General features: G+C 42.3%; 41 protein-coding genes. 4 read left to right on the top strand and 37 right to left on the bottom strand.

All coding sequences use genetic code 11. The features are described from left to right. Window positions 1–871 precede the first annotated feature (871 nt). Complete coding sequence (locus MMB75_RS05190; protein WP_016822049.1) at window positions 872–1,828, bottom strand: hypothetical protein; 957 nt, start codon at window positions 1,826–1,828, stop codon at window positions 872–874. A gap of 91 nt (window positions 1,829–1,919) precedes the next feature. On the opposite strand from MMB75_RS05190, the gene MMB75_RS05185 reads away from it, so the two are divergent. Then, a complete protein-coding gene (locus tag MMB75_RS05185; protein ID WP_016822050.1) occupies window positions 1,920–2,216 on the top strand; it encodes a hypothetical protein in 297 nt (98 codons plus the stop codon). Between the two features lie 399 nt (window positions 2,217–2,615). Here MMB75_RS05185 and MMB75_RS05180 read toward each other — a convergent pair whose 3' ends face one another. Both MMB75_RS05180 and MMB75_RS05175 read right to left on the bottom strand, forming a co-directional pair. Next, a complete protein-coding gene (locus MMB75_RS05180; protein ID WP_016822051.1) occupies window positions 2,616–4,073 on the bottom strand; it encodes a DEAD/DEAH box helicase family protein in 1,458 nt (485 codons plus the stop codon). After that, window positions 4,009–5,298, bottom strand: a complete 1,290-nt coding sequence (locus MMB75_RS05175) for a terminase small subunit (RefSeq protein WP_016822052.1) — start codon at window positions 5,296–5,298, stop codon at window positions 4,009–4,011. The genes MMB75_RS05180 and MMB75_RS05175 overlap by 65 nt, the downstream gene beginning before the upstream one ends. Before the next feature lie 188 nt (window positions 5,299–5,486). Between MMB75_RS05175 and MMB75_RS05170 the strand changes: the two genes are divergently transcribed. Then, window positions 5,487–5,837: a hypothetical protein gene (locus tag MMB75_RS05170; protein ID WP_016822053.1), complete on the top strand. Its 351-nt coding sequence runs from the start codon at window positions 5,487–5,489 to the stop codon at window positions 5,835–5,837. A 269-nt stretch (window positions 5,838–6,106) separates the two neighbouring features. On the opposite strand, the gene MMB75_RS05165 is transcribed toward MMB75_RS05170, so the two are convergent. The 19 genes from MMB75_RS05165 to MMB75_RS05075 form a co-directional block, all read right to left on the bottom strand. Next, the gene (locus tag MMB75_RS05165; protein WP_277507144.1) at window positions 6,107–6,595 is read right to left on the bottom strand and encodes a hypothetical protein; all 489 of its coding nucleotides are present in this window, start codon (window positions 6,593–6,595) and stop codon (window positions 6,107–6,109) included. Window positions 6,596–6,742: 147 nt separating this feature from the next. Next, complete coding sequence (locus tag MMB75_RS05160) at window positions 6,743–6,943, bottom strand: hypothetical protein (RefSeq protein WP_277507143.1); 201 nt, start codon at window positions 6,941–6,943, stop codon at window positions 6,743–6,745. Further along, on the bottom strand, window positions 6,940–7,233 hold the full coding sequence (locus MMB75_RS05155) for a DUF2829 domain-containing protein (protein ID WP_126665827.1): 294 nt from the start codon (window positions 7,231–7,233) through the stop codon (window positions 6,940–6,942). Before MMB75_RS05155 ends, MMB75_RS05160 begins: the two co-directional genes overlap by 4 nt. Window positions 7,234–7,702: 469 nt before the next feature. Further along, window positions 7,703–7,957: a hypothetical protein gene (locus MMB75_RS05150; RefSeq protein ID WP_277507142.1), complete on the bottom strand. Its 255-nt coding sequence runs from the start codon at window positions 7,955–7,957 to the stop codon at window positions 7,703–7,705. 131 nt (window positions 7,958–8,088) lie between these two features. Beyond that, complete coding sequence (locus MMB75_RS05145) at window positions 8,089–8,727, bottom strand: hypothetical protein (protein WP_277507141.1); 639 nt, start codon at window positions 8,725–8,727, stop codon at window positions 8,089–8,091. 124 nt (window positions 8,728–8,851) lie between these two features. Next, the gene (locus tag MMB75_RS05140) at window positions 8,852–9,574 is read right to left on the bottom strand and encodes a hypothetical protein (RefSeq protein WP_277507140.1); all 723 of its coding nucleotides are present in this window, start codon (window positions 9,572–9,574) and stop codon (window positions 8,852–8,854) included. Then, entirely contained in the window at window positions 9,571–9,897 is a 327-nt protein-coding gene (locus MMB75_RS05135) for a hypothetical protein (protein ID WP_277507139.1), read from the bottom strand. Before MMB75_RS05135 ends, MMB75_RS05140 begins: the two co-directional genes overlap by 4 nt. Window positions 9,898–9,965: 68 nt before the next feature. Next, on the bottom strand, window positions 9,966–10,262 hold the full coding sequence (locus MMB75_RS05130) for a hypothetical protein (protein WP_277507138.1): 297 nt from the start codon (window positions 10,260–10,262) through the stop codon (window positions 9,966–9,968). A gap of 24 nt (window positions 10,263–10,286) precedes the next feature. After that, the gene (locus MMB75_RS05125) at window positions 10,287–10,502 is read right to left on the bottom strand and encodes a hypothetical protein (protein WP_277507137.1); all 216 of its coding nucleotides are present in this window, start codon (window positions 10,500–10,502) and stop codon (window positions 10,287–10,289) included. A 43-nt stretch (window positions 10,503–10,545) separates the two neighbouring features. Then, complete coding sequence (locus MMB75_RS05120; protein ID WP_277507135.1) at window positions 10,546–11,061, bottom strand: hypothetical protein; 516 nt, start codon at window positions 11,059–11,061, stop codon at window positions 10,546–10,548. A 96-nt stretch (window positions 11,062–11,157) separates the two neighbouring features. Beyond that, complete coding sequence (locus tag MMB75_RS05115; RefSeq protein ID WP_277507134.1) at window positions 11,158–11,604, bottom strand: hypothetical protein; 447 nt, start codon at window positions 11,602–11,604, stop codon at window positions 11,158–11,160. Then, window positions 11,601–11,759 carry a hypothetical protein gene (locus MMB75_RS05110; protein WP_277507133.1) on the bottom strand — a complete coding sequence of 53 codons (159 nt, stop codon included), beginning with the start codon at window positions 11,757–11,759 and terminating at the stop codon, window positions 11,601–11,603. The genes MMB75_RS05115 and MMB75_RS05110 overlap by 4 nt, the downstream gene beginning before the upstream one ends. Continuing rightward, entirely contained in the window at window positions 11,752–11,940 is a 189-nt protein-coding gene (locus MMB75_RS05105; RefSeq protein ID WP_277507132.1) for a hypothetical protein, read from the bottom strand. Before MMB75_RS05105 ends, MMB75_RS05110 begins: the two co-directional genes overlap by 8 nt. Then, the gene (locus tag MMB75_RS05100; RefSeq protein WP_277507131.1) at window positions 11,937–12,254 is read right to left on the bottom strand and encodes a hypothetical protein; all 318 of its coding nucleotides are present in this window, start codon (window positions 12,252–12,254) and stop codon (window positions 11,937–11,939) included. Before MMB75_RS05100 ends, MMB75_RS05105 begins: the two co-directional genes overlap by 4 nt. A gap of 34 nt (window positions 12,255–12,288) precedes the next feature. Then, entirely contained in the window at window positions 12,289–12,417 is a 129-nt protein-coding gene (locus MMB75_RS05095) for a hypothetical protein (protein WP_277507129.1), read from the bottom strand. A gap of 235 nt (window positions 12,418–12,652) precedes the next feature. Then, window positions 12,653–12,868 (bottom strand): hypothetical protein, encoded by a 216-nt coding sequence (locus MMB75_RS05090; protein ID WP_064964040.1) that lies wholly within the window; start codon window positions 12,866–12,868, stop codon window positions 12,653–12,655. Between the two features lie 44 nt (window positions 12,869–12,912). Then, entirely contained in the window at window positions 12,913–13,725 is an 813-nt protein-coding gene (locus tag MMB75_RS05085) for a DNA adenine methylase (RefSeq protein ID WP_277507128.1), read from the bottom strand. A 12-nt stretch (window positions 13,726–13,737) separates the two neighbouring features. Next, the gene (locus MMB75_RS05080; protein ID WP_277507127.1) at window positions 13,738–14,775 is read right to left on the bottom strand and encodes a DNA cytosine methyltransferase; all 1,038 of its coding nucleotides are present in this window, start codon (window positions 14,773–14,775) and stop codon (window positions 13,738–13,740) included. A 34-nt stretch (window positions 14,776–14,809) separates the two neighbouring features. Then, window positions 14,810–15,715: a phosphoadenosine phosphosulfate reductase domain-containing protein gene (locus MMB75_RS05075; protein ID WP_126665803.1), complete on the bottom strand. Its 906-nt coding sequence runs from the start codon at window positions 15,713–15,715 to the stop codon at window positions 14,810–14,812. A 111-nt stretch (window positions 15,716–15,826) separates the two neighbouring features. On the opposite strand from MMB75_RS05075, the gene MMB75_RS05070 reads away from it, so the two are divergent. Then, complete coding sequence (locus tag MMB75_RS05070) at window positions 15,827–16,051, top strand: DUF6199 family natural product biosynthesis protein (RefSeq protein ID WP_017427631.1); 225 nt, start codon at window positions 15,827–15,829, stop codon at window positions 16,049–16,051. Between the two features lie 16 nt (window positions 16,052–16,067). Here MMB75_RS05070 and MMB75_RS05065 read toward each other — a convergent pair whose 3' ends face one another. From MMB75_RS05065 to MMB75_RS05050, 4 genes are all read right to left on the bottom strand, one after another. Continuing rightward, on the bottom strand, window positions 16,068–16,736 hold the full coding sequence (locus MMB75_RS05065) for an HNH endonuclease (protein ID WP_277507123.1): 669 nt from the start codon (window positions 16,734–16,736) through the stop codon (window positions 16,068–16,070). A 72-nt stretch (window positions 16,737–16,808) separates the two neighbouring features. Then, window positions 16,809–16,991, bottom strand: a complete 183-nt coding sequence (locus MMB75_RS05060; protein ID WP_222821818.1) for a hypothetical protein — start codon at window positions 16,989–16,991, stop codon at window positions 16,809–16,811. Continuing rightward, on the bottom strand, window positions 16,988–17,176 hold the full coding sequence (locus tag MMB75_RS05055; protein WP_222821819.1) for a hypothetical protein: 189 nt from the start codon (window positions 17,174–17,176) through the stop codon (window positions 16,988–16,990). The genes MMB75_RS05060 and MMB75_RS05055 overlap by 4 nt, the downstream gene beginning before the upstream one ends. A gap of 122 nt (window positions 17,177–17,298) precedes the next feature. Beyond that, window positions 17,299–17,460, bottom strand: a complete 162-nt coding sequence (locus tag MMB75_RS05050; RefSeq protein ID WP_277507122.1) for a hypothetical protein — start codon at window positions 17,458–17,460, stop codon at window positions 17,299–17,301. 141 nt (window positions 17,461–17,601) lie between these two features. On the opposite strand from MMB75_RS05050, the gene MMB75_RS05045 reads away from it, so the two are divergent. Continuing rightward, on the top strand, window positions 17,602–17,811 hold the full coding sequence (locus MMB75_RS05045) for a helix-turn-helix domain-containing protein (protein WP_142611996.1): 210 nt from the start codon (window positions 17,602–17,604) through the stop codon (window positions 17,809–17,811). Window positions 17,812–17,842: 31 nt separating this feature from the next. Here the strand turns inward: MMB75_RS05045 and MMB75_RS05040 are convergent, their stop codons facing one another. The 11 genes from MMB75_RS05040 to MMB75_RS04990 all read right to left on the bottom strand — a co-directional run bounded on the left by MMB75_RS05040 (window position 17,843) and on the right by MMB75_RS04990 (window position 25,158). Continuing rightward, on the bottom strand, window positions 17,843–18,148 hold the full coding sequence (locus tag MMB75_RS05040) for a hypothetical protein (protein WP_277507119.1): 306 nt from the start codon (window positions 18,146–18,148) through the stop codon (window positions 17,843–17,845). A 1-nt stretch (window position 18,149) separates the two neighbouring features. Beyond that, the gene (locus MMB75_RS05035; RefSeq protein WP_277507118.1) at window positions 18,150–18,461 is read right to left on the bottom strand and encodes a hypothetical protein; all 312 of its coding nucleotides are present in this window, start codon (window positions 18,459–18,461) and stop codon (window positions 18,150–18,152) included. A 27-nt stretch (window positions 18,462–18,488) separates the two neighbouring features. After that, window positions 18,489–18,929 (bottom strand): DUF1064 domain-containing protein, encoded by a 441-nt coding sequence (locus MMB75_RS05030; protein WP_277507117.1) that lies wholly within the window; start codon window positions 18,927–18,929, stop codon window positions 18,489–18,491. Next, the gene (locus MMB75_RS05025) at window positions 18,926–19,462 is read right to left on the bottom strand and encodes a hypothetical protein (protein WP_277507116.1); all 537 of its coding nucleotides are present in this window, start codon (window positions 19,460–19,462) and stop codon (window positions 18,926–18,928) included. Before MMB75_RS05025 ends, MMB75_RS05030 begins: the two co-directional genes overlap by 4 nt. Before the next feature lie 2 nt (window positions 19,463–19,464). Further along, window positions 19,465–20,592 carry a DNA polymerase III subunit beta gene (gene dnaN / locus MMB75_RS05020; protein WP_277507115.1) on the bottom strand — a complete coding sequence of 376 codons (1,128 nt, stop codon included), beginning with the start codon at window positions 20,590–20,592 and terminating at the stop codon, window positions 19,465–19,467. 128 nt (window positions 20,593–20,720) lie between these two features. After that, window positions 20,721–21,677: a primosomal protein DnaI gene (dnaI, locus tag MMB75_RS05015; RefSeq protein ID WP_277507114.1), complete on the bottom strand. Its 957-nt coding sequence runs from the start codon at window positions 21,675–21,677 to the stop codon at window positions 20,721–20,723. 4 nt (window positions 21,678–21,681) lie between these two features. Beyond that, a complete protein-coding gene (locus MMB75_RS05010) occupies window positions 21,682–22,737 on the bottom strand; it encodes a replication protein (RefSeq protein WP_277507113.1) in 1,056 nt (351 codons plus the stop codon). A gap of 27 nt (window positions 22,738–22,764) precedes the next feature. Further along, window positions 22,765–23,172: a hypothetical protein gene (locus MMB75_RS05005; RefSeq protein ID WP_277507304.1), complete on the bottom strand. Its 408-nt coding sequence runs from the start codon at window positions 23,170–23,172 to the stop codon at window positions 22,765–22,767. Between the two features lie 7 nt (window positions 23,173–23,179). After that, window positions 23,180–24,340, bottom strand: a complete 1,161-nt coding sequence (locus MMB75_RS05000) for a hypothetical protein (RefSeq protein ID WP_016822083.1) — start codon at window positions 24,338–24,340, stop codon at window positions 23,180–23,182. Between the two features lie 60 nt (window positions 24,341–24,400). Then, entirely contained in the window at window positions 24,401–24,799 is a 399-nt protein-coding gene (locus MMB75_RS04995) for a hypothetical protein (protein ID WP_016822084.1), read from the bottom strand. Further along, a complete protein-coding gene (locus tag MMB75_RS04990) occupies window positions 24,790–25,158 on the bottom strand; it encodes a hypothetical protein (protein ID WP_016822085.1) in 369 nt (122 codons plus the stop codon). The genes MMB75_RS04995 and MMB75_RS04990 overlap by 10 nt, the downstream gene beginning before the upstream one ends. Window positions 25,159–25,164 lie beyond the last annotated feature (6 nt).

Raw genomic sequence — 25,164 nt, 5'->3', positions numbered from 1 at the left:
AAATTCAATCTTCTTTTAGATGCCGTGGCCTCTCACCGGAAAGGCTTCCCCTCTAGAAGAGCACGCAGCGGAATTGAACCGCGCAAGGGTTCTGACCAGGCTGTTTCATGTTTCCGCTGGTTAACTGGTTCCTTGCCGCCTGCGCGTGCCATGAATAATGTAGGCGGGGGCCACTCTTCCCCCGTATGAAATGACTTACCGTTTAACCGCAATCTGCAAACTGTGTCGATCTACCGCTGTGCGTTACGGGTGCCAAGGATCTACCCTTGTTCGCGGCCACATAATCGGGCCTTCCCTTGCGCGCACTGGTCTATGCCGCTGAGCAGTATGTCCCTCTATCCCCTTGCAGGAGTCACTGAGGCTATTTAACTGTCATCTGCAGGTGTCATCCTACGTTGTAGCGTCTCTCTTCCGCCACCACATTCAAAAACTACAGGAGCTCTGCTGCGAGTTGCTTGAGCACCAACGGTGTTGGGATGAGTTGGCCATCTTTCTTGTTACCCTTAACATAAGCCTTGTCCTCACGAGCATAATAGACAACGCCTTGGCCCTCGACGATCGGAAATGCCGCTTTCATCATCCGTCAGGGATGTTTGTCGTGCTTACCATGTTGAGCAGCATGTTCTTCATCGTGTAAGTGTAAAATACCGTCAGAGCTGAGAAATGCAAAGCGTGGTTGTGTAGTAGACATGATCAAATGTCCTCCTAATATGTTTTGTAGAAAAACCAAAAAGGCTGGCACGTTGTCCGACCTGAGTCACCGAAGCTTGAAAGCTGCAGTTTCGTTCCTTATTTGATTTTCCATGATACAAATTTACGTCATTAAAAGTCCAACCGTGAAACATAAGAGGCCATTTCCCCAAAAAAAATACTATTCCCATTGGCCAATCGTGAAATTACTTCTCCAAGTCCACAAATCTCCTAATCCAGTACCAGTAATACTCACAGAGCCTAAAGATAAAGCAAAGGGCACCTCAGTGTATGAATGAGCATAACTATTAGCAAAGCTTCCTGTACCACCACCATGCGCTGCTGGTATTCTTACTTCAGTATATAAAGTTCCGTATTGTTCTTTGATAGGTATTAAACGGACCGAACCAATAGTTCCCGAAACTTGTGATTGGTCAATATTACTGAATTCACCATCATGCCAGTTTCCATTTGCTGTACGATAAAAGAAATCCGCTTTTGACCCAACGGCTGAAGTATGGGATTGGAAAGCATGCGCTACCCTATCAGATAAGGTAATCCAAGGGATGTTGCTCCAGTTAAAATGTGTTCGGTATGAGTACTTGTACTCTCTACCATTAGCCGTTTTCCCCATATAATGAATTGAAGAAGTGCCTGAAAAAGTACCGTCGTTAACAGATCCCATTGCAGATGTGCTAATTTTATCACCTTTTATTTTCTTTAAATCAGCTTCTTTGATTTTGTTAATTTCAGCTTCATTTTCTGGTGTAATTATATGCTCCTTACCACTAAGATCAAAGTATTTGTGGACCATTTCACTTTGGGTTACATTAACTTTTACTCCACCCTCAGTAATGAGGTAAACTTTTTCCGACTCAGAGAGTTCTTCACTTTCTTTTTCAGTATAGCCCATTTCGCTTAAGATCTCATTTTGTTGTTTCTCCGTCAAAGCCTTTGCATTCTCAATCGGCTCAATACGGCCATCAGAAAATTTTTTAACCGTTAGATTGTTGTCAATTTTCAGGGGAGTATAGTCCATTACTTTCATTTCTGCCGAACTAGACGCGCTAACTGAGCCTTGAGAAAACGCAAGGAGTCCAACTACCACAAGCGAGAGTAACCCTGTCTTCTTTTTCATTCTCTACCTCCAAAGTGGAATAATATTGTAATTCTATTACCAATATTATCATAGATATAGTATAATGATCAAATATTGGAGGTGTATTCAAATGTTAGTGACAAAAAACAAAAATGCAATATTTATTTTAAAAATTGCATTTTTGTTACTAATCATTGGCTGTATTTATTATTTTTCTGGATCTCATTCTAGTGAAAACGCTAAATTAATTGAAGTTAAAGATGATTACTTAGTCATCCAGAGCAATGCGTCTAACGGAGGCAAGATTAAAAAATTATATATTTCTTCAAAGTCCGTTATCCCTCCTCTTGTTGTGGGGAAGGAATATTACTTCGTGTCTGACCAAAGATATTTCCAACGTCCATATATCCGTTTTGTAGAAGACTAAAGTAGCAAAAGTCGAAGAAAATGAACTTCGACTTTTGTTTTATATACAATTTGGATGTTTATATATATATTTTTTAACATTAAGATTCAATATAATCCCCACTATGTTTATAGCTGCAATTTTTATCACAAAATGTGCTGTCACTAGTCCCTAGCTCACCACACCTGATATAATCGTGACTTCTCAGAACTCCCCCACGTTGCACATACTGGAAAACTTACTCATCGTCAGTTCCAACAAACTATCCTTTGCCTCAAGCTCTATCTCCTTATCAATATTATATTATGGAGCAATTTCCTCCCTCACTTTGCTGGCCTCATTAGTAGATTGATGCTCTCTAAATAAACAGTTCTGAGAAATCTCCACCTCATGCAATATATTATCTATTCTCACCGTAATTTATCTTTTTACAGTTACACTACCTATTGAAGGAAGCATAATATGTGTATCTGGTTCCATTAAATATTCCCCAAATGTCAAAACAAAAGCGTCAGCTCGGTCTGGCGACTTGAGCCCACGCTTTTTCATATCCTTCTTACTTTCAAGTAGCATTTTACCCTTACTGGTCATGTTCCATTTACGTGCTGTAAGTTGGGTTATAAGAACATCGTCATCGGGCAATTGCAGAACGCTCACATCTCCATTTATAAAATTGCTCATATTCTGTTCTAATTGTTTCTTAATGGATGCCCACATTTCAGTAACTAGATTTCCATAGTGTTCATCTAATGAAGAGGAGCCGTTGTTAATTGGAATGATTTCATATGGTAGCCCTTCTTCAGCTACGATTTCATTTAGTCGATCGGTTACTCCTCCACCTACACCACTATCATCAACTCTTATTCTGATTCGGTTTAAATATGGATGCTCTTCATTTAGTTCTTTAGCCAGGCTGATCACCCAACCAGCAGTAGCCATTGTGTCTTTCTTGAAATGATGGTGTTCCCCTACAATTCTTGGTCCTATACCAGCAAACATTGAGGTTTCATCATCACCAAATCGTGCAACGTCAACGCCTATGGTTAGCATATCTCCAGTAGGTTCCAGTTTCACTTCTTTAGCTGCAAATTCTGCTACTTCCAACGAGATAAAGGTATCCGATTCTCCACGGGGGAATTCACCTTCAACCCGGACTCTCCATACATCGCTACCTTCACCATACTTACGCTTGAGCATAGCGATATTATCCTTACTGGTTCTTGGGCTGTCTAAGCATGACACCTTGCGTGTTTTATAATCCGCTCTGTCCTTATTGTGTGAATCATAAAAAACACCCGACGTTTTTGTCGGGTTGCCGCACATCAATATTTTATTGAACTCACCCGACAACGTACCTAAAATGGCTTCCATGATTGGATCAGCAACACCTGAAGCTTCATCCACAATGAAAAGCATGTAGTCCTCATGGAAGCCCTGCATATTCTCAGGCTTGGTTGCTGTCCGAGCTGTAGCGAACCAGCGTTCCTCATAGTTCTTCATGTAGATTTTGGTTTTAGTCCATTTAAGGATTCTTTTCAGCACTGGGCTTTTGGACTGCCATTTATTTATCTCAGCCCATAACACGTCATGTAACTGCTGTCTTGTAGGAGCTGTACAAATCACTTTTGGATAAGGGAAACAGGATAGAAACCAAAGGGCTGTTGCAGCTTCTAGTCCGGTTTTTCCTACACCCTGACCTGAACGGACTGAAACACGAGGATCATTTGCTAAATCCATAAGAGTGCTTGCCTGCCAATCATCAGGATAGAATTTAAGCATCTCTTGGCAGAATAATGTAGGATTCTTACGATATTCAGGAATCCGTTTCTTGAATGCTTGAAGCCTCCGTTTCGTCTCCGGTGAGTCTTTCGTCTTCATTACCTACCACCGCCTCTACCCAATCATCAATTAGATCGTCTTCTGTATTGCCTTCACCCGTGACTTTTGCCCTTTCGAGCTCAAGTTTCTCACGCTGCATCTTAAGTTTCTCGTCTTCAACCATCCGTTTATGTTTGTCTGGAAGCAGATCCATGTATTTAGTTAGCACGTCTAATGCCTTGGTTTTGTCGTGTAGCTTTACACTCACTCCGTCCTTACCCTGCTTGACTTCTGAAACCAGAGTTCCATCAATTTCATCACTGTTTTTAAAAGAGACATAATTATATCTGTACTTCTTCGTTTCTCCAGTCTCAGAATCAAAGACAGGGTCTCCATCTAAACCAAGAACGTCCTCTTCCTTTTGACCAAATTCCACGTAATCCGTAATGTCTGCAAAAGCTATCTTCATGTACTCCATCAGTACGCGCTGAGCGTTCAATCCTATCTCATCAATCATAGATTCTTTGTGCTGCCGAATAATGTTTTGAATTTCAACTTTCTTCAACAGAGCGAATCCAATCTGATAGGCAGTTTTCTTACTGTATCCCGCCGCAATGGCTGACCTGGTAGCGTTGAAGTCTCGAAGGTATTCATAAGTGAATATCCTTTGCTTAGGCGTTAATCCATCCTCATCAGGAATTTCAGGTTCAGGTTCTTCAACAACCACTGGAGCGCTCTGTACTTTTTTAGAACGTTCCATATTACTGGAGCGTTCCGATACCTTTTTCGGAGCGCTCCGTATTTCTGGTATAGCAACTTTTAGCTCTTTAGCAAGTGCGTCAACTGTAAGCGGGGTAGCATATACCTCTCTTGGCTTATCATCTCTATATGTACCAATGAGTCTGCGCCGCTCCAGTTCATCAATCAGTCTGGCTGCTCTGCTATAGCCTATCCTCATCCTTCTCTGTAATAAAGAAACCGAGGCTTGTTTGGCCTCGGCTACAATTTGGACAGCTTTTAGAAAAAGCTCATCAGGATATGATGTTGGGTCTTCATCTTCATCTGGAGCTTCTTTATTATAAGGCGCTCCATTTTCATCAGAACGTTCCGTATCCTTCACTTCTCCAGCAATTAAACTCTCCCACTTATCTTTAGCCTTCCATCCTCTTACCGTACCTTCAGATACACTAAGTTGAGAGGCTATATCTGTGAGACGTATGTTGCCGGAACTGGTTTTGTATAAATCGAATGCTTCATCCCGTTTTGGATCTCTTTTTCGTCCCATAATCTTATTATTCCCCCTTTTCGATAATGTATCTGAAGCTAAGGGAAAGTTTCCTGTACAAAAATAAAAAGCTTCTAATTCAGTGACTCTTCATTCTAATACACGTTGTACTTTTTGCCTTATCAAATAGTACAATCAAATCTACACAATCTTAATAATATAGTAATTATAAAGGAGGTGTAAAATCAATGAATGCAAAATCGCCAGTTAACCAAAAGAAAATATTAAAGCCAAAAAAGAAACAAGTTGCTCGCAAATTTAAGCGTGTTGCCCTAAGACACAAAGATGCAAATGCCACTATTTTCCTGGCAAACAATTTTTATAGAGATGATTTCATAAGATTTATTCCGGCAAATACAAGATATACTTTCACCTTTATAGCTAATAACGTCAAAACAATAAGCGCTGGTTGGGATAATGATAGACACCTACCAGGTGTTGTTTTGAGCTATCCACAAGGTAACAACTGGGTAGTTGTTATTCAAACCCCTACCAACCAATCTTTCACTGCAACATTCTCTTTCGTATATACATCTTAATGTCTTAGTTGTTCAGCTGAGTAGCTTGTTGTCTACTCAGCTTTTTTTGAGATAATACGTACTAGTTCAGTAAACATATGATACTCAATATATAAGCTGTTCTATTATTAATACAAGCACGCTTGATACCACTTTTTTGGCAAGCTTTGCATAAATCAAATACTTCGTCCCGTTTCGGGTCTCTCTTTCGTCCCATGCCTTGTTATTCACCCCTTTTGATAATGTATCTGAAGCTAAGGAAAAGTTTCCTGACATACAAAAGAAGCCGCCTATTGGCGACCACGAAATTTTTCATTTTCAGGCGGCTTGGGCTTGAGCCATTCACCTTGTTCATTGATGAACGCATCTTTGTAGCGGCCTGATTCCAACTGTCTTATTATATCCTCTTCTTTAGCCACCAGTATTTTAGCAAGCTGAGCAACAGTATAGTAATCACTGCTTTTGTAGTCTAACTGTATTGGAACCGCCATGTCGTACAGCACGTCCAGAAATTCAGCAAACGTCAACTTGCCCATGTTACTTATCCCCGAATAATAAGACGGTTTATAGTTAGCAAACTCTAGAAATGATTTTCCTTGAAACTCTTTTGCTAGGGCGTTACTAAGCCGTACGCTCATTAGATTATCGAACCGTGTCTTGAAGTCCATTTCTTCTATTTTTGCGTATTTTGCTTTGAATGCGATTATTTTTACAAGAGGCAAGTCTTTGCGATTCCCTTCTTTCAAACGCATTCTAAATTGTTCACGATCCATTATCATCGGCTGTACCATCCTCTAAGGTGTGTTTAACGGACATTTTACAGCACGTTTCTTATAATCGTAAACATCTATTAAGACACACAGCGGAATCGAACCGCTGTTTTCCTGTATGTGTCTTATATCCCAGACTAAGCGGGGAAAAGTTTGCTACTGACGTGGCGGCCAGTTCCATTGTTCTGACCCATTTCCTTGACGAACGTTCAATGCGTTGAACTGCTTACCAAATTCATTCCACACGGCCAAGTTCACCATTCCGGTTGTATCAGGATTTACGTGAACCACTACCGCAGCAAGTGTCTTACCCTCCGTGTCCTTGTAGTGAACATTGCGTCCTACTGTTGGTTTCATTCGACAACCTCCCAATCCTCGGCCAGCATATCAGCTTGTGAAGCAAGCCAACCCGGTTGCCATTGTTTTGCAGCAGTCCACATGGCAATGTACGGTTGGGAATCCAGTGGTGTGTCTACGCCAATATGCTTCGCTGTGCGGTCGTTTACTTTCGGTCCAGGTTTCTGTGTGGAGTGTGGCGGTAACTGCAAGGATGGCAATAGCACAACCCACATACCTTTACCATTCCATCCAGCACGTGCTACCTTCTTCCCTTCCTTCAACGCTTCAATCGCTTGCCCGAAATTCAGCATTTATCTTCCTCCTCATCTCTATAAAACAAAAAGAGCAACGGTTACCCATTACCCTATCTGTACAGATATCATTTTTGATGTGGACAGGATTCGAACCTGCATTACGCCAGTCCTCCGCTTTGTGCCATTTGCGTCTGGCTTTGCCCTTTGACTTTCAGCGTCTCCCGCCATTATTGGCACTTTTCCGCCACCACATCATTATTGTTTGCGCCCTAACCCTCCGTCATGCGCTTGCCACTGCCGCTCCCCTTATACATGCGGTATGGTTCCCAACGGGAATTATTTCACAGCGATTACCGTCAATCGCTATAGTCCGCATTACGTGCGGAACAATCTGCCGCCCTTATTGATGGGGTATTATGACCCTCTTTACGGCTGTCTCGAATTAGTTGTAGTTAGTTTCGATGTGGGCGAGGCGTGTATCGGGCCTTGCGTCTATTCCGCCACCACATTTAAATCTTAATGATTACTGAAGTTGACTAGCTAGTGATTTAAGGCCACTTGGTACAGCAATTTGTTTTCCATCATGTTCATTTCCGTTTACATAAGCTGTGTCTTTGTCTACATAGTAGACTACACCTTCGCCGCCGATAACCGGAAAGCCGCTTTCGTCGTAATCCAGATTTGTACCTACATACTTGCCATGCTTGGCTGCTTCACTTTCCAAGGAATGAAGGTGTAAAATCCCCGTGTTGTCTAAAAATGCATAACTTTGTGCCATGTTTGTTGCCTCCTAGAATAGATTTAATTTGTTCCTGAATAAAGTGTAAATCCTTTCTACTACGCGCCTACTACGGATTTGTCTTACCCCACATAACAAATAAAGACCGCAAAGGCTTAAGCCCTTACGGTCTAATTTACTTCTGGCATCCTCAGTCCAATTTCTCCTTCTTGGTTTCGTCCCCGACCATAGTCGATGGTGACAAAATCCAATGTACGGTTTGTTTTTAGGCTGTTTGCTATGTTGACAATAACCCTACGCCGTTTATCTGCAAATGTAGTCGCTGAGATAGGAGGTATGTCCTTGCGATAACCTTTTTCCAAATATTGTTGAGCTTTGAGATATTTCATACCATCCAAAAATAACAGCTTTGCTATCAATCCCTCGTGCTTATCACGCATATTATTTATTGCAAACTTAATGTTATTCGTGAGAAATTGATAAAATTTATAATTTACATGTCGCTGGTCTTTGAGTAGCACGGCATTTGCTGTCACATCTGCTGTCAGTTCTTGCCCCGAGACTCGCTTAGCAACCGATCCCTCTGCCGAAAGCAAATCATATGCAGCCATGCCGTTTTCCAATTGTTGAAGTGAGTATTCATAGTTTTTGATTACATCAATTAAGTCAGTATATTTGTTTAGCAGCCATTTTGTTTTTCTTATATCTACTACATCTACATCGTCAAAGAAGTTTACTTGGATTATCTTCTGTGTATCAGTAGCATCCTCTTCTTTGTTACGTATAACTACAGAATGTCCGTTTACCATAAATGTTCACTCCTTGTATAGCTGAGTGTATCAGGCGTAATATGTCCAATAAGCATGAATCTATCTACTTGCACAATCCCCACATATAACAGTAATGCGCATAATATAGAGGTATAGGCTCTTATCATGGGGTGTCTCCTTTATCTTGCAGGAGAGCTTGAAAGTCAAATTCGTTCAGGATTTTTACCAAGCGCTCTACCTTTGGCGCTCTCCATGCTGTCATAGCATAGGTGTGAGCTTCATCCGTATAGTGGTAATGATTCATTTCAATGTGCTGTTTAGCTTCTGCCTTTGTTAAAAACATGGTATTTTCCCTTATAAAATGTTCTTTTTTCGTAGGTATAAGGTATGCCTCCTCATCCCGATATTTCTGTATCCACTCTATTGCAGAAATTTCGCAATCTATTTCATTGAACTCTGTTTGCTCATCGGCTTCGAATTCTTCATCCTCTTTGATATCCAGTAAATAACTATCAATTTCATAAGATTCGCCTGCACTTGGTAAATAAACATAATAACGCTCTGCATTGTCTTCAAGGCATTCGACCCATTTATAGTCACCAACTGTCCAAAAGCGCGGGGAAGCTTGGCAATCGTTCGCTTGACTGTTAAGTTCTTTCTGTAGTTCAATCAGGAATTTAATATCCTCTTGCCAGTTACGTTCCCCTACCTGTATATCTGGCTGCTGTGGTGGGTCTGGATCAAATAATCCTGATGATATTGCATCAGTTAAACTATTGAATGAGTTTACGCACGTTGATCCTTCCAAAAAACCGTCTGAGTCTGGAGAATGCGCAAACCACTTGATTAGCTTATCTGCATCTATTAAGCGTGGTTTATCTGTCATTTTTGTTCCTCCCCGATAACCTCAAATTCTTCATTGCGAATAAGGAAAAGTCCTGTTTCTCCGAATGCTACCATTACTCCTTGTTTATTTTTCTCTTTCACATCGAAGACTTCCCCAATCAGACGATTTATGTCACTTTCGTTTTTTCTTGGCTTGCTATCGACAACTCGTATTTTCACGACTATATATCCTCCCTTAGTGGGTGTAGGTCCTACACCCTGTAGCGTATTTTTAACTCTCCAAGCAAGTCCCACGACATTTACTCTTAGAAAGAGAGCATTTATAATGGGTTCACACCGCTTTCCTATGGAGTGGTGGTTCATATCTCTCCCTCCATATTTAACGTTCCTAGCGACAATATGGGGGGCCTCTATCTACACCCTGTATTGGTTTAACACTGACTGGATAATGTCATATAAGCAGCCTCTGCCCTCTGTCTCGGTGTGGCTGTTAACACTAATGTAGCTATCCAATATGGATCGTTTTCTGGCACTTCTATTTCAAAAGAGTCAGTCAAAATCTTTGTAAGACACATGGTGTATTCCTTGCCTGCCGTCATCAAAGCCTTTGCCTGTACCTCCAGAGAGGCGGCAGCATCATTGCAGTAGTTTGGTGTTAATTTATCAGCAGGAAAGCCTGTAAGCTCCGCTAAAGCTACGTTTATCTGCTGGTCTGTCATATCCAACATATCTATCATCCTTCCTTGTGTGGTTTAATCCTCAAGTGCATTTTGTTGAGCCTTAAAATAAGCTCTGTCTTTTCCTGTATCTCTTTCTAAATCCCGAATACAAGCAATAATGTGGCTTCTTTCGTGAGGTTGTTCAGTCATTTCGTCCAGAATCCTATATAAGTTTTCTAACGTTATTTCAGCTTCAACCATTCGACCTTGGTCATAGGCTTTTTTCTCTTTTGCATTCACATCTATCATCCTTCCAACGCTCCTACACTCTGACGGAGCGTATTGTATTGGTTTAATCCTCTGATTTCTCCGCCTTAATCGCCAACACTCTAAAATAATGAGCTAGATTTTTGAATTTTGCTCCATCAATCAATTTGTCTATTCTGTCCCACTCTTCTTGTGGCAGAGTTATGGACACCTTTCGAACAACTGGTTTTTCGCCTATAGGCTTCCTTCCTGCACCCTTGCGTTTACCGCCGCGACGACTTATCTCTTCTTTGATTTCTGGTTCATTTATCAAATGATTTTCTTTGGCTTTAGGTGATGGAAATAGTGTGTATAACTCTCTGTCGGGCCAAGTAGATATTTCAACTTCAAATGCATTTACAATTGTTTCGCCATCTGCAATAGCTTTTTCGCATCTCTTGATATAGTTTATATATTTCATACGCCCTTGCCCTTTTCGAAGGCGTACAATTTCATCCATTAGCTTATCCACTCGTTGTTTTTGGAAAAATTGTTTTGTCGCATTGGAAATCCTTGACATATACGAGTATGTCTTTAGTAATTTGGTGTTAAGTTCTTCCACAATCAATCGCCCCTTTGAATTATGCTCTATAATTCAATTATAACATTGGCAAATTGATTTATGCACCATTTTTCTATTGGCGTATTGTATTGGTGGTTACTCCCTACCTAATGCCTCTCGTGCTGCAACCCGGCAAAACACGCCTGACATGTCTTTTTTGCTGTCGGCTATTTCTTCCAGTGCCTTACGCAGCTTGCTGTTTTCATTGACTACTCTATGGGCTTCCTTATTCCAATGTTCAAAGGAAGTTTTGAACATATCGCGCTCAGCAATTGCTTTAGCGGATATCCCAACCTCGTCGGTAATTTGCTTTGTGAGCAGGTCTATTGTCCGGTCCCTCTCTGCAACCTCCTTGCTCAACAACGAGCGGTTGTGTTCTACGTCTTTAAGAGTGTGATCTTTTAATTCTAGTCGCTGCTGGAGTGAGTCTGCCAGGGCAAGCAGGTCTTCTACCTCTCTAACTGGTAACAGGATATTTTTCTTTGCTTCATTCTTTGCTGACTGCAAATCTGTACGGATTAAATCTACTGTCCGTTCACTCATGACTGTTCTTCCTCCCCTAATCGTTTGCCGCATTTACCACAATACTCATAATCAAGAAGGGCTGATTCATTGATGTATAAGTATTTTTGTTCAGTCGTATCTTTTGGGTGCGGACACTGTTTTTGCAATTCATACAGGTTCTGTCGTTCACTCACCTTTACCGCCTCCATCCTCGTCCTCAAAATACCAGGTGAATTGTTCGCCTATCTCCTGCCATACCCAGTCTGTATAGGCTTCGGTTATGTCCGCCTCTGTTGCATCATCATCAAAGTTCACAACTTCCTTATACGGCTGACTGCCGGGGCCGGGGTTGCGGTAAAATACTACTCGTTTCATTTTTGACTACCTCCTTGGGGCTGTAGCAACTCCGGGTTATATAGCTCCGTCATCACATGCGGTATGCCTCGTGCCTTGTTTTTAACAAATCGGTCACCCGTATCTAAATTGATAATCCGGTACGGTCTGTGCATGTCTACGTACCACCACAGGACGTATGAGACGTGTTCCAACGTGCCCCATACCGTAGCTTTATCTGTGCTGTCTACGTCTTCATAAGGATGGTCTAAGTCGCTTCCATTGTGCTGTAGATATTTATTATTCTGAACGTCCTGAATAACGAATCTTCCTGGCGTTTCTTGTTTAGGTAACATATATATTCACTCTCCTTATAAGGAAACTCCCCGATTAATATGGCTCAATCCATCTGCGGCGACCTACTGGACATTCACGTACAAGTTTCTCAGCAGTCCGCTTGCTGACGTTTTTACGAATGGTCCAACGCCAGCGAAAAAATTCTTCCCATACGGTGTACATGCTTATCGCTCCTTATATATAGGGGTTCAAAAAAATCTAATATTATACTCAGACTCACGAATCCTCTTTATTTGCCGATTACCATTTCGATCAGCGGTCACCAAAGTAACAATTCCCTGTCCGTGTTGTAAAACTGTACCGGATACAACTTTGATTTTTCCGTTCTTGAGCTGTTTCGTGCATGCAGCATTCATCGTTCTTCGCTCCTTATATAGGGGTATAGGGTAAGAGGCTGTTATGCCTCTCCCGGTAGATTTATTAATACCCAATGAGTTATGCTCTCGTTATCCAATGGACTTAAGTCTGACGGATACCATTTGCACTCATAGTCTTCGATATCATCGTTATAGGTAAGCATGTAATCAGCCACATCTACGTTGTTGCCATCGGACACAAGGTACTTTCCTTCCTCTTCTGGTTTCTTTACGGTAAATTCGATCCATTCAATCATGTGTTATCTCTCCTTTGGTATAGGTAGTAGGGGGTGTATCCCCCTTAAAATAGGGTTAATTGACGGTTGTCAAAGTTCATAAGCAGCATTTCCTCAGTGTCGATATCCGCACCAGAGCCGCCTACCACCTGTTTATGTGCGTCAAATGGATCTCGAGTGAAGTCGGGGTAAAGCTCTTTTATAAGCGGATCGTCGTAGTAAGAAAGAACAACTTTCCCCTGTACTCTATGAAGCAAGTCCGCCAGGTCGCGATGGTCACGCTCTGTGAAACTGCCGGCATAATATTTCTCCCTGCCCACGTAAGGCGGATCCACGTAGAACAGGGTATGAGGATCATCGTATTTCTCAATAATCGTCCGAAAGTCTGTATGCTCGATCATTACGCCTTTCATCCGCTCTGCGAAGTCCGGCAGCAGCTTACAGGCGCTAAGGTATCCGTTCGCCGGGCTTTGGCCAGAAACTGTACTGTGCCGCCAGCCTGTTTGCGGAACCTCTTCCGCATTCCCCTTGCCTATGGCTGACCGATTTAGATAAAAGAAACGTACAGCTCTTTCAAATTCATCCTCCGGCATCGCTTCACGTTTCCACCGTTCATAGAGTTGCCGACTATACGGAAGTGACTCACAAGCTTGCCGAAGCCGTTCAGGATCCGTTCTGTTAACCAATAGAAAGTTAACAACCAGTCCGTCAATATCGTTGTATACCTCGTGCGTTATGCGCGGTTTCTGAGCAATTACATGAGCTGCGCCACCAAACGGCTCTACATACTTCCGATGAGCTGGGAAACGGCTTATGATATGCTGCGCGTATTTGCTCTTACCGCCGAACCAGATTAATGGGCTTCGTACTCCTTGCATGGTGTATCCCCCTTAAAGACTGTCATTTATGGCTTTTATAGCTGCCAACACCGGGTAAACCTGATGTGGATTAACTGCATTGCCCAGCGCCTTAAGCCGACCCACACGGTCTTTAATTCCAGTGGCTACCCGTGGCGGCTCCCAATTGTACTGCTCCTGCCCTAATGCTGCCGGCCATCTATGTTCGTCCAGTTTTCTGGAAAGCCCATTAAGCATTCCACCCAGTCCGGATTGAGCTGCCCACTCTGCTCCGATACGGTCATGGACAGGTTCACTTGTTTTCCCTGCTCCACTCTCCGTTTGATTGCTGGGTTCGATAAATTCCCTCGATCCCGATTGTCCGATGCTTGAGGGGTAGGCCACATTTTCACTGCGGCGTGCAAATCTGGTGTTCTCCGCTGCCGCTCCGATGGACAATCTCCTCGAAGACTCGCCTTTGGTGTAGGCCAAAGCCCTTTCTTCCAGTTGGATATATCCGTTCGTAGCGACTTGCTTTGACCTCCCCCGTGGCTGCCCACTGCATCCGCTGCGCTCGGTGTCCCCCACATCGTCTGTACAAGAGGCGATAAATACTCTGTCTCTCCTATGCGGGGCGCCGACGGCACAAGCCGGAATAACAAACGTTTGCGTGGTGTAGCCGAACCTTTCCAAGTCAGAAAGCACAGTGTCGAGCCCCATGCTGATGTGTCCAGCAACATTCTCGCCAAGGAACCAACGGGGTCGGACTTCCTGTAAAACTCTAGCAACTTCTGGCCAGAGCCAACGGTCATCTTCCGTGCCTCTTCGCTTCCCGGCAAGACTTTCAGGCTGGCATGGGTATCCAGCGGAAACAAGGTCAATTGCTCTACCTGGTCCAATTACTCCATCCTCCTTTAGCCGATCGGCTGTTAATGTACATACATCGTCATATATGGGCACGTCAGGCCAGTGCTTACGTAACACAGCCTGCGGAAACGGCTCACGTTCGCAAAATGCTACCGTCTCCATGCCTGCCCAATGAGCTGCTAAATCAATTCCGCCGATCCCAGAGAACAGGCTTAATTTACGCATATGTCTATCCCCCTTATGGAGGGCTGTTCCCTCCTTATTCACATAGTCCGTACTGGCTGGAGCAAACAGGTACATCATCGAATGCCAGAGTCTTGAACAAATCTATTTGCTTCCCCCCGTGAACCGTCTTCGACCATTCGACCTTATCCCAAATTTGTTCCCCATCCGAACTTGCGAAGAATGATGCACCATGTCGCTTGGAAGCCAGCTTTACGATTTCCTCCCACTGGGCGATCCGCTCCACTTCTTCCGGGAAGCGACGGGCTATTTCAAACAGCTCCATTTTGCCTGCGTTTATACATGGCATACACCCCACACGACCCATTCCCAGCTTGTACAACGGGTTTGGCTCAATGTTGTGTTTGGCGTGCATTGCAAATACGTCTTCGACTGTCCAATTTATAAGCGGACGGTATATCTCATATCCTTCCGGTGTTTCCTCCCGTTCTGGCATTTGGGATCGCGCAAGACTTTCCTGTGCTCGTATACCTTGCCAGCTCACAATGCGCTTTCCTTGCTCCAGGAGAGGCAAATATACTTGGTCGAAGAAAGGTCTTACCTTCAACTCCACAGTGCAGAAACGTGCTTTTGTGCTGGGGAACCTTCCTTTCCAAATGCACATATCCAAGAACGGATTGCCTGTTGGATGCAGTACAGACAAAGCCTGCTCAATGATTGTTTCGGATATCCCCTCTTCACGCCATTTCGTCTGCACCCATTCTCGCTTACGGGTTATTTGCGCGCTGAAATTTGCCTTGATGCGGCGGATCGGGCCAATCTCTCTTTCCAGATAATCAATATATTCATAGGTTTGTTGATGCTCATTGCCAGTATCTGCGAAGACTGCAATATGCGGTTCAAGTCTTTGGCAAGCAAGCAACCATAGCGCCGTGCTGTCTTTGCCTCCTGACAGAGAAATTATGTTAACTGGATCTTCCAATGTGCTGTTCCCTCCTTCTTATCCCCAAAGGTGTGTTATGTCCTCTCTGCCCTTGGGGGCTATACTTTCCATCGTTATTTTTTGGTATAATTTATTAAAGGAGTTGATAAAATGCTTGGTTTCGTACTTATACTTTTTGCAATTATTTTTTTCGCGCTTGGTATTTTAAGTAAACGAAATCCCACTTGGGGATGGCGTGCAAACGAAGCCTGGAAGATCAAAGGTGACTCAGAACCAAGTGATGCATACATTAATGACATGAAATTTAGAGGCTCTGTATCTATTCTCTTTGGTTCCTTCTTTTTAGTGTGTGGACTTTTGGTTATATTCCTGTAAGATCCAATACCCTTTATTAATCATCAAAATACCCATATCCAAATGGCACTTGCTGTTTAGCTGAAGCCCCTAAAATATCGTTTATCATGTTTTCGAAAACAGAAATCTGTTTTTCATCCATAGCTTCCAGCAAGTGTACTTCCTTAACCTTCAAAGATCGGCCTGCCGCTGTAGTAAGTAGTTCCATAACTGGTTTTATAGATTCCAGATGTTCCTTTTTCTCGGCTTCTACGCGCTTACTCGCCGCCTGTTTGCGGTTGCACTCTTCCCAATCCTGTTCATCGAACCAAAAGTAATCACCGTATTTATCACGGAATGCAGATATCCAAAATTGAAGAAGTTCTTCATTTATTTGTATTCGATCATGGCAAGGCCAGCAGAGCCGCAGACCGTTTGTCTTGACTCCTCGTCCTTTTCTCCCGCGCGGATAAACGTGATGAGTAGTCGTGGCTTCGGCGGCTTTGCAACATTCACAGATTCCGTTTGAATCAGCAATCAGTTCCGCAATTACATCTTTCGGGAATTCTCCACGCTCCTTGGTATTAGGCCGTGACCGGTGATGAGAGAGAATATCTTTCTTCCATTCAGGAACAGGTTTTTTATCCTTTTTCCGTTGTCCAAGGCTTCTATACGATTTCTTCTCTTTGACTTTTTTCTCCGGTTTCCAGAATGTTTGATGAGACATTCTCCCTCGCCACCTTTCCAACAGATTGATTCGTATTTCCTGTGCTTATGCTTATATTTTGAGCCTAAACCGCTATGGCTCCACTACGGATTTTAGGGGTTCAAGCAAGCCAGCTTCCTCTAAAATGGAATAATATTTATACCTTTCTTTCGTTGTTATGCGCACTTTATTTATTGTATGTGATGCGTAGAAGGCCACGGCCTGCTGTACTTCAATAGGTTCTTCATCAAGCTTGTTCAAGTCGAGCTTTTTCACGAACTACTCTCCCTTGCAAGGCGATTATATTTTTCTTCAAAATTATGTTTTATCTCAGGTGGTAAGGTATCAATAGCCTCATTCCATATGTTTAATAATTCACTGTTACACGAAGCGAACTTTTGTATATCCACGTAACGTTCTACCAATGCTGTAGTGAACTCATCCATTTCTTGTTCTGTCATACACCATGCCTCCATTACGTTTTTGGTTCCAGTACAATGTTGCTCTTTTGGGTACAGTGTTGCGTAATCGAATCATTCAGCGTAGGAAAAGTTTCCTGAACTGATCTTGGCTTGTGCCAACCTCACCGGATAATCCCGGCGAACGCTCTGAGCTTAATGACCTGTTTATACTCGCTCAGACGAGTTTTTAAGTCTTTGATCCAAATTGTAAGTAGGACGAAACTCCATTCGAATTCCCAAAAACCATCTTGCCAGAACACCCATTGCTTGTATGTCTTTCTCATAAAAATATACCTCCGTAAATTCGATATCGTATTTCGAATATTTATTGATTGTCCTAATAATATACGATATCGAATATTAAGTCAACATGCCTTGCTAAAAATTATTCGCTATCGTATAATTCGGCTGAGAGGTGAAGTACATTGTTTAAAGTGAAACCGAATCTGACACCCTTGTTAAAAAAGAAAGGTATCATTCAAACGGAATTGTCTGAAATGACTGGAATTCCACAAGGTTCAATTAGTAGATTTGATAAAAACAGCCGCCATGAAGCCTGGCATTTATTCGCTATCGCTAAAGCGCTAGATGTTGCGATTGAAGATTTGTTTATTACTGAGGAGCAAGAGGATTAATTAAGAACCCTCTATGCTCCTTTTGTTTTGCCTAGATCGGATTAAGAAGTCTTTCAAGCCGTATAACCTCTTTCTGGAGGTACTGAATTAAATCAGCTGCCTCCTCCAGCGCCATGAGCTTCCAGTCATAGGCCATATCTGATACCTGGTCTATTGTGGTTCCATACTTCTTTAGACCTTTCTCGTTCTGCTTATCCAACAGTTCTATAATTCGTCTGGTTACCTCTGGCCGATCCACGTTACCTCTGAGCCGAAAAATTTCGAGCGCCCTTTCCTCTGCTTCCGTCAAACCATCAAATTTCCGATCAGTCGCTCTAATATTGTTTGTTTGCTCCATCTTAAATGTCACCCTCCGTTTCTGGCAGCAGCAATGTATCTCCTTTAAACTGCATTTCAGCCTGATTAGGATCGCTGACTGATCCCCAATGGTTATTAGCTTGCATGATGCGCACAATATCAGCCGCATATGTTTCGTCGGTGTTAACTACCAGATAGGTATTTAAAGCTGGCTTCCCATTCAGATGCCTAAACTCTTGGATTTTCCATAGAATGCGGGATAACTCACTTTTATCCCGATCATCAAGATAATTCTCAGCATCCTCATTTTTGATTACGGTGAATTTGACTTTCATTCCGGCCAATTCTGACATTTTTAATCTCTCCTTCGGCTCGTTTTACTAATTTATTGATTGCTCGTTTTCGATCTGCCCGTTCTTTCTTGGCCTGCCGTGTAGGGATAAATTCGCCACGCCGTTTACGAGTATTTCAATTTGTAAAGTCGGGTATTTTCGTTGGAAAAGCTTCAGTTTAACTCTAAAGGTAGCAGTTTCAACTCCCTTTATGTCAATTACTCGCTGGCTCCCATCAAGATCAGTAACAAGGAAATCTGCAATGTAGGTCACCTTCGGGCTTTCCTGTAAGATGTATTTGGGCTGACAGACAAAATCCTTTATTTCCCCTAGCTGCTTTAGCAAGAGCAATTCCTGATAGTACTCTCCTTCCATTTTGCTATCGAAGCGAATACCAGTTACATCAAGGTTATATTTCTTTACCAACCATTCCTCGAATAATGTTCCATCGGCTGTAACAATCACTTTTTTGGCATTGTATTTACTCATTTCCGATTTCTCAACATATCAACTATTTTCTTATCTTCCTTTGATGTATCCCTGACCGGAAGAAGAATTAAATCTCCGTTAGCAAAATAAACGGGTACGGTAGCAATGTTTTTTTCAACCTTCGGGTTTTTATCCTTAGTCATTTTCATATATTTTTCATTAATATACGATTCATGACCAGGGAATTTAATCACCCTCAATAGAAGTTTTTCATCAAATTCCTTAAGGTACTTCGTAACTTCACCTTCGATTGATTGTTGTTCTGGTTTGTAGATTGAAGCCACATTAAGAGGCGTTCCTTTTTCATCTACCTCTCCATAAACCGACTGTAATGTCTGTCCTACCTCGGGTAACTTAAAGAATATAGAGAATAAGGATACTAAAACATCCTTAGGTAATTCATCAAAACGAATCAGGAAGTGCCTATTGGACACAAAGTGTTGATTAGTTTCGCGTGACCAGATAATGCATCCGTTATTTCCAGATGACTTAATTTGCTTGCAAATTTCTTTCGTATTGAGTTCCTTATTCAATGCTAACCCTCCGTCCTATATGGCAATACAATGAATACGCTGTTTGCATCGTCAATTCCAGTAATAAATATCGGCTGCGATTTCCCTGTGAAAATTAAAGTAACATGCTCTGAGTTCAGAGATTTTAGAGCGTCCAATGCATATCTAGCATTAAGAGAAATTTTAAATTCTTCTCCTTCAAAGCCAGTCGGTTCAATGCTCTCATTGGCCTTGCCCGTTTCCTTCCCTCTACCTCGTATATTGAGTTCTCGCTTGGTTGCCGTGAATTGGATCGCGTTATTCTTCTCCTCTTTAGCGAGAGTGTAGATCAGCTCAATGGATTCAATGAGTTCCTTTTTTGAAACTGTTATCCTTGTGACTTCATTAAAAATTTTCGTCATTCTCTCCGTATCTGGATAAATTCCTTCTAATACGCGAGAGTAAAATACGAATCTTTCGGTCCGCGCAAAAGCATAAATGACAGCTCCGTTATTGGATTTAGAAAAACCGAATTCAACTTCATCCTTATCCAAAATGATCTTCTGCAATTCGATAAGACCTCTAGCCTCGATTACAGCGCTCCCAATCTCTGATGCTTCTATTTCTTTTTCAATCTGCGAGAGCCTATGACGATTTGTTGCTACCATTTCAATTTTCTGATTTTTCAAAGACACGTTTACCCCCGTGATAATTGGCATCGACTTACCGTCAATATCTGCTGCAAAGACCACTTTTTTTATCAATTCTTTTAAATCTTTTCCAACGATTTGTATAAATTCATTTTGATTTATTTCTGGAGGAGAAGGGTACTCATCGGGGTCAATGCCGGACATTTCGATTTCTTTATTGCGCGATCTAATAACTGCCTGGCATCCATCTCTGACCTCAATGCGAATTTCTCCATTTATCTTTTTAATAATTTCCAATAGAACTTTCGGTAGTACAACACTGCCTTGCTCTTTTACCTGTATATTTTCCTCAATGAAGGATTGGATAGTGGCTCTGTCATCCGTACCAGTTACAATAAGCCTGTCCTCAGTTGCCTCGATAAAAAAGCAACTCATTATAGGTATTATCGCTTTTGCTGAAATCGCCTTACTTGCGTCCTCTAAAGCTTCAGCTAGTAATGCGCTGTCTACTACTATATTCATAAGGTTTGACCTCCATTTCGCTATCCTTTCTGGCATTTGGGTTGCATTCCGGGCATGGTCCCGTCATCAACATTGAGCCACGAAACTGGTACGCCACCTTGCCACCTCCGCATGTTCTGCACATATGCTTACCCCCTACGTCTATTCCGTCCGCCTACTGGCAGTATTTTTACAAAAGGCTCAATCCGTTCAATAATCCGCTCCGCCTTCTTCTCATGCTGCTTCCTGTCCATCTCCTTGGCATCCTTTACATTCGACAAGTGCTGTTTTAACTCAACCATGGTTAGGTTTGACGTATAAATCGTCGGCAACCTCTCCATGCGCCGCTGGAGTATAGGCCCCAACACCTCATCCCTCGTCCAGGTGGTAAGCGTTTCAGCTCCAATGTCGTCAAGTATGAGTACAGGCGCTGTTCTGAGAGCATCCAGTTTGCTCTCCACCGTTTCCGTCTTGGAACCGATAGCTTCCTTGACTTCCAACAAAAAGTCGGGCACGTAGACCATGAGTACATCTACATCACATTTTGCAAGCTCTTGAGCAATTGCTCCGGCAATCCTGCTCTTGCCCACACCCATTTGCCCATAAAGATATAATCCTTCAACCGTTTCATCTGGAACGAACGTACTACAGAATATTACTGCTGCCGTGATCGCAACCAGCCTCTGCGGATCTGGCTCTATGTCATCAAAGGTAGCTTCCAGAATGTGTGATGGTATATAGTGGCTCTTGATCCTCTGTCCAATGCCCTGCTGCTTCTCATACTGCTTCAGCAAATCACATTTCCGAAACCGAAATACCAACTCGTCCGATTGGGTTGGACTTGGTTCCTCAACGCTCATGTGCCCTTTTTGTTCGTTTTGGCATGCTTTTAAACCGGGGCAAGCGTCGCATGCATCGCAGTATGAAAGATGCTGTGATACATCCCTGTAGTGCCTTGGACTTGTTAAATCTGCTGTCCTATCAGGGTATTTCTGTTTTAGTCGTTGGATCTCAGGGTGGTTCTCTATGCGCTGAATGGCAGCAGCCTGGCGTTCGTAAAATTGTGAAGGCACTAAAGCCTTTAATTCTTCTTGGAAGCTCCCCACATTGTCAACCTCCCTGCTTTGCTCTTAACTCAGCCAGCATTTTTTGTAAATTATCCGTGTTGTATTGCTCGTCCGATTGAAGCACGGAATCACTTTCCTGTTCGCGCTCCACTGTAACAGCATTTTGATCAGCAGTTTGGCGAGATGCATGCAGTGAATAAATGACCGTTGCACAGTAGCTTACACTTCTAATCTCATCACGCTTGTGCCTCGGTTTGAAATTGTCAAAAGCCTGGTCAATGCCATCTAAAACAGTTTGAAGTGGTACACCTTCCTTGATTAGCTCGTCTATCGCTTGATCATCAGCAATCGTTATTTCTAGGCCCTTCCCACGACGACGAAGATATTTATCAGCTACAGCATGCCGATAATCAATATCTGAAGATGATATTTCATTCTGTTCAGAGTCAGTATCTGTTTCAGAAGTGGCAGGAACGGTACCTTGCCGGGAAGACGGTATCCCCTCATCTTTGGAATTGATTTCATTCTCAGCCGTTAAACAACAACTACTGTCTTTAATATTGTCTTTAAACATGTCTTTAGGAGTGCCTTCGTCCTTACTCCCACAAGGGTTTTCATCCTCTTTGACTTCCACTTTTCGTAAGTCGCCACTTACACTTTTCGTAACTCCTGACTTACACTTTTCGTAACTTTCCACTTTATCACCCGCCTGTTTACTTACACTTTTCGTAACTTTATATACGGCAAGATTTATTGAAATAAGTTCCTTGAATTTTTTCTCGTTCCATTCTTTAACGAGACTTACACGCCATTCATCATAATTCTTATTTAAGGAATAAATTTGCTTGCCGTCCCACTCTATTACTTTGCACTGCTTCAGATAGGTAATTTCCTTCTTAGCGTCCTGTATACGTACACCACACAGTTCAAAATTAGTCAGTAGAGGGATTGTTGCACTTTTCTTCTGGCATCCGTAGGAAAGCCGCAAAATGAGTTTTAATATCTTTTGCTGCCTCTCAGTAAACTTACGGCTTATGATCTCATCCCAAATGCTGTTGGCTATTCCTATGAACCCGTCTTTTAATTGGGGACTTACCACTCACCTCACCCCGGTACTTTCTGAATACTATCTAGTTCCGCTGGCGTTGTTTCCAAACTCCGCTAGCAGAACCTTGAGGCTATATTTTAAAGAGTTTATTACCTGGTCATTACTTTCTACAGCATTACTCCAGCGGACCTTATCAGCTTCAGCATCTGCTTCTTGGTTGCGAAGTTCAATTACCGCTAATTCCGCTCGCTGCTCCCTCAGGTTTTCTGCCGCTATATATGCTTCGGCATAAACGCGTTTCCTCTTGGCATAGATCCGCTTATATTCCCTTACGGCCTCAGCTGCCTTACGCCCCAGGAGAATCTGGACTTCGGTCAGCAATTCAATCTTACGTGCCAGTGTAGCAGGGTAATCATGGCTGCATTGATCCGCAAGACTATAAAGCTCTCCGAGCGTATATTGTTTTTGTAGAGACAATGCAGCCACTCCTTTTTTATACATGCGCTCCTATATGGAGTAATCGTTCTCGAACCTCAGGCCAAAGGTAGGCTTGTCCACCTTCTCCGTTTCCATCCCGGCAGAACCATTTTGAGATAGTTGGCTTACCACCTGTAACATAATCCCTTAAGCCTTTAACCCAGGACGATTCTGTACCAGACATAGCCAATGAACGAGTGTAGAGAGGCATAATTCGAGGCGGATCATACTTTTTCTCACCCAGTCTGTGGCCCAAGAAATATGGGTTCCCTTCGGTTTCCATCAGACCAAGTCGGCCATTATCTTTTTTTAAGAACTGGAATTTACGAGAGGTCCAGTTGATTTCATATAAGTAATCCAGCACACTATTCGCTAGCTTAATCCTTCCGTCTTTTCCGGCTTTTTTAGCCGCTGTACTCCACTCCTTTAAATTAGCCTCACTAGGAATGAATCTGGATTTTGGGTTGTGATGACCTGATCTCTTCGTCAGTTTTCTAAGTCTGTTTTCGGGTTTTGTAGCAAGGTCAAACAATTCGAAACTTGCCAAGTTGGTATAGTAATCTTTATTAACTATGACCCACCACATATTATTGATATTGTGGTAGACGGTCCCGCGCATCAACGTTCCCTTTCTACCTCTGAAATATTTCACTTCGCCGTTATTTATCCGTATCCCATCTTTATCGAGAGCGTTATAATCAGGAAGATTTTCTGAACTCCAGTGTCTGCTTGGCGAATTAAGCTTATGAAATACCTTATCGTATGACGTTTTTAGTACTGGTTCAGAGTCACAAGTAAATCCTTCCTTCAGTAAAAATTGTTCCATATACCTGACTTCAACTAGAAACCGCTTTTGGAGTAGATAAGGCATCTTTTCAAATTTGTTAAAGTCATATCTACCGCCGTTTGGGTTCTCTACATTAATTTCTTGATAGAATTCAAGTTTTGCACCACAATTATATTTTTCACCAACAAACAGAAGCTCTCCCTTGTTGCCAGCAAAACGGTCCTTCGAAAGGATAGGATAGTCACGGTCTATTCGTGGATCAGATCCAATGACAAAACCTCTATTCCTCATCATGTCTAACATCCGTAAAAAGGTAGGATGGGATATTTCTTTATCGCCTCTTACAGCTATGCTTGTATTCCAAATGCTAAAATCCTTGTCTCCTCTCACAAGACAGGCCTCCTGTTTTCATTTTCAAAATCTTGTGTTATACTTCCGTTGAATTGTTTCTTAAATGATCGTGTTGGTAGCACGATTGTTTTTCTGGACTTTTCTGTCTTTTCTTTTGCGGTATAACTTACGGCAATAGTAATTACAGAAAAGTCCTTCTTCTTTTGGATTGGGAATTTTTTGTCCTTCAAAGACTTCTTTTTCACAATGCTTGCAGCATCCTATTTTTTTACCAGATATCTTGTATCCTGATGACTTAGGAGCCTCTAGCCCTTCATATTCTTCATTTTTAAATTCCTCAAGTTCACTTAATTCAGCAGTAAGCAAATCTATTTGAGCATGAATTTCGTCAGTCGGTAATCCGAATTTGACAGCGTCAATGCTGTCCTCATATAATTCACGTAATTGCGCTCTAAGCACCCTAGATTGTTTATGATCGTCCAACTCTCTCAGCTCCATATCTCCGCCTCAAGTTCGGATATTTTAGCCTTCAATTGCCTTTCTTGTTCCTTCAAAGGTTTCATCTTCTGAATACATACGTGATTAGGCCATGGACTATCTGTAATAGCATATTGAGTTTTATAAATGGCCTGAAGCTTTTGTTCAGTAAGTTCTTTTTCCTTTTGAAGAGAAAGCTTTTTCTTATCCTGCTCTGTCAGCTGTAGCATCTCAATATCTACCGAATGTTGACAATTCAACCAACAATGCATGAGTAATACAGCGGCTATAAGCGAGTCTGCTGGTTGATCCAATGTAAATTTGAAGCCTTCATCATCCACAATAGGAATAGAGTAAATGGTTTGCATTTTGCTACTCATTTTGAC

It is taken from the genome of Paenibacillus sp. P2(2022) (assembly GCF_029522175.1).
Classification (GTDB): Bacteria; Bacillota; Bacilli; order Paenibacillales; family Paenibacillaceae; genus Paenibacillus; species Paenibacillus polymyxa.
This window is presented reverse-complemented; position numbering and strand designations above follow the sequence as displayed.

What these genes read in the sequence shown, in the direction of transcription:
- MMB75_RS05150 (WP_277507142.1), bottom strand. Translation starts at nt 7,957, where the DNA reads ATGGCACAAAGTTATGCATTTTTAGACAACACGGGGATTTTACACCTT.
- MMB75_RS04990 (WP_016822085.1), bottom strand. Translation starts at nt 25,158, where the DNA reads ATGAGTAGCAAAATGCAAACCATTTACTCTATTCCTATTGTGGATGAT.
- MMB75_RS05105 (WP_277507132.1), bottom strand. Translation starts at nt 11,940, where the DNA reads ATGAAACGAGTAGTATTTTACCGCAACCCCGGCCCCGGCAGTCAGCCG.
- MMB75_RS05145 (WP_277507141.1), bottom strand. Translation starts at nt 8,727, where the DNA reads ATGGTAAACGGACATTCTGTAGTTATACGTAACAAAGAAGAGGATGCT.
- MMB75_RS05070 (WP_017427631.1), top strand. Translation starts at nt 15,827, where the DNA reads ATGCTTGGTTTCGTACTTATACTTTTTGCAATTATTTTTTTCGCGCTT.
- MMB75_RS05180 (WP_016822051.1), bottom strand. Translation starts at nt 4,073, where the DNA reads ATGAAGACGAAAGACTCACCGGAGACGAAACGGAGGCTTCAAGCATTC.
- MMB75_RS05055 (WP_222821819.1), bottom strand. Translation starts at nt 17,176, where the DNA reads ATGACAGAACAAGAAATGGATGAGTTCACTACAGCATTGGTAGAACGT.
- MMB75_RS05185 (WP_016822050.1), top strand. Translation starts at nt 1,920, where the DNA reads ATGTTAGTGACAAAAAACAAAAATGCAATATTTATTTTAAAAATTGCA.
- MMB75_RS04995 (WP_016822084.1), bottom strand. Translation starts at nt 24,799, where the DNA reads ATGGAGCTGAGAGAGTTGGACGATCATAAACAATCTAGGGTGCTTAGA.
- MMB75_RS05190 (WP_016822049.1), bottom strand. Translation starts at nt 1,828, where the DNA reads ATGAAAAAGAAGACAGGGTTACTCTCGCTTGTGGTAGTTGGACTCCTT.
- MMB75_RS05175 (WP_016822052.1), bottom strand. Translation starts at nt 5,298, where the DNA reads ATGGGACGAAAAAGAGATCCAAAACGGGATGAAGCATTCGATTTATAC.
- MMB75_RS05090 (WP_064964040.1), bottom strand. Translation starts at nt 12,868, where the DNA reads ATGATTGAATGGATCGAATTTACCGTAAAGAAACCAGAAGAGGAAGGA.
- MMB75_RS05160 (WP_277507143.1), bottom strand. Translation starts at nt 6,943, where the DNA reads ATGAAACCAACAGTAGGACGCAATGTTCACTACAAGGACACGGAGGGT.
- MMB75_RS05140 (WP_277507140.1), bottom strand. Translation starts at nt 9,574, where the DNA reads ATGACAGATAAACCACGCTTAATAGATGCAGATAAGCTAATCAAGTGG.
- MMB75_RS05030 (WP_277507117.1), bottom strand. Translation starts at nt 18,929, where the DNA reads ATGAGTAAATACAATGCCAAAAAAGTGATTGTTACAGCCGATGGAACA.
- MMB75_RS05085 (WP_277507128.1), bottom strand. Translation starts at nt 13,725, where the DNA reads ATGCAAGGAGTACGAAGCCCATTAATCTGGTTCGGCGGTAAGAGCAAA.
- MMB75_RS05115 (WP_277507134.1), bottom strand. Translation starts at nt 11,604, where the DNA reads ATGAGTGAACGGACAGTAGATTTAATCCGTACAGATTTGCAGTCAGCA.
- MMB75_RS05170 (WP_016822053.1), top strand. Translation starts at nt 5,487, where the DNA reads ATGAATGCAAAATCGCCAGTTAACCAAAAGAAAATATTAAAGCCAAAA.
- MMB75_RS05095 (WP_277507129.1), bottom strand. Translation starts at nt 12,417, where the DNA reads ATGTACACCGTATGGGAAGAATTTTTTCGCTGGCGTTGGACCATTCGT.
- MMB75_RS05125 (WP_277507137.1), bottom strand. Translation starts at nt 10,502, where the DNA reads ATGATAGATGTGAATGCAAAAGAGAAAAAAGCCTATGACCAAGGTCGA.
- dnaN (WP_277507115.1), bottom strand. Translation starts at nt 20,592, where the DNA reads ATGAATATAGTAGTAGACAGCGCATTACTAGCTGAAGCTTTAGAGGAC.
- MMB75_RS05165 (WP_277507144.1), bottom strand. Translation starts at nt 6,595, where the DNA reads ATGATAATGGATCGTGAACAATTTAGAATGCGTTTGAAAGAAGGGAAT.
- MMB75_RS05065 (WP_277507123.1), bottom strand. Translation starts at nt 16,736, where the DNA reads ATGTCTCATCAAACATTCTGGAAACCGGAGAAAAAAGTCAAAGAGAAG.
- MMB75_RS05135 (WP_277507139.1), bottom strand. Translation starts at nt 9,897, where the DNA reads ATGAACCACCACTCCATAGGAAAGCGGTGTGAACCCATTATAAATGCT.
- MMB75_RS05040 (WP_277507119.1), bottom strand. Translation starts at nt 18,148, where the DNA reads ATGGAGCAAACAAACAATATTAGAGCGACTGATCGGAAATTTGATGGT.
- MMB75_RS05130 (WP_277507138.1), bottom strand. Translation starts at nt 10,262, where the DNA reads ATGTTGGATATGACAGACCAGCAGATAAACGTAGCTTTAGCGGAGCTT.
- MMB75_RS05050 (WP_277507122.1), bottom strand. Translation starts at nt 17,460, where the DNA reads ATGAGAAAGACATACAAGCAATGGGTGTTCTGGCAAGATGGTTTTTGG.
- MMB75_RS05035 (WP_277507118.1), bottom strand. Translation starts at nt 18,461, where the DNA reads ATGTCAGAATTGGCCGGAATGAAAGTCAAATTCACCGTAATCAAAAAT.
- MMB75_RS05100 (WP_277507131.1), bottom strand. Translation starts at nt 12,254, where the DNA reads ATGTTACCTAAACAAGAAACGCCAGGAAGATTCGTTATTCAGGACGTT.
- MMB75_RS05080 (WP_277507127.1), bottom strand. Translation starts at nt 14,775, where the DNA reads ATGCGTAAATTAAGCCTGTTCTCTGGGATCGGCGGAATTGATTTAGCA.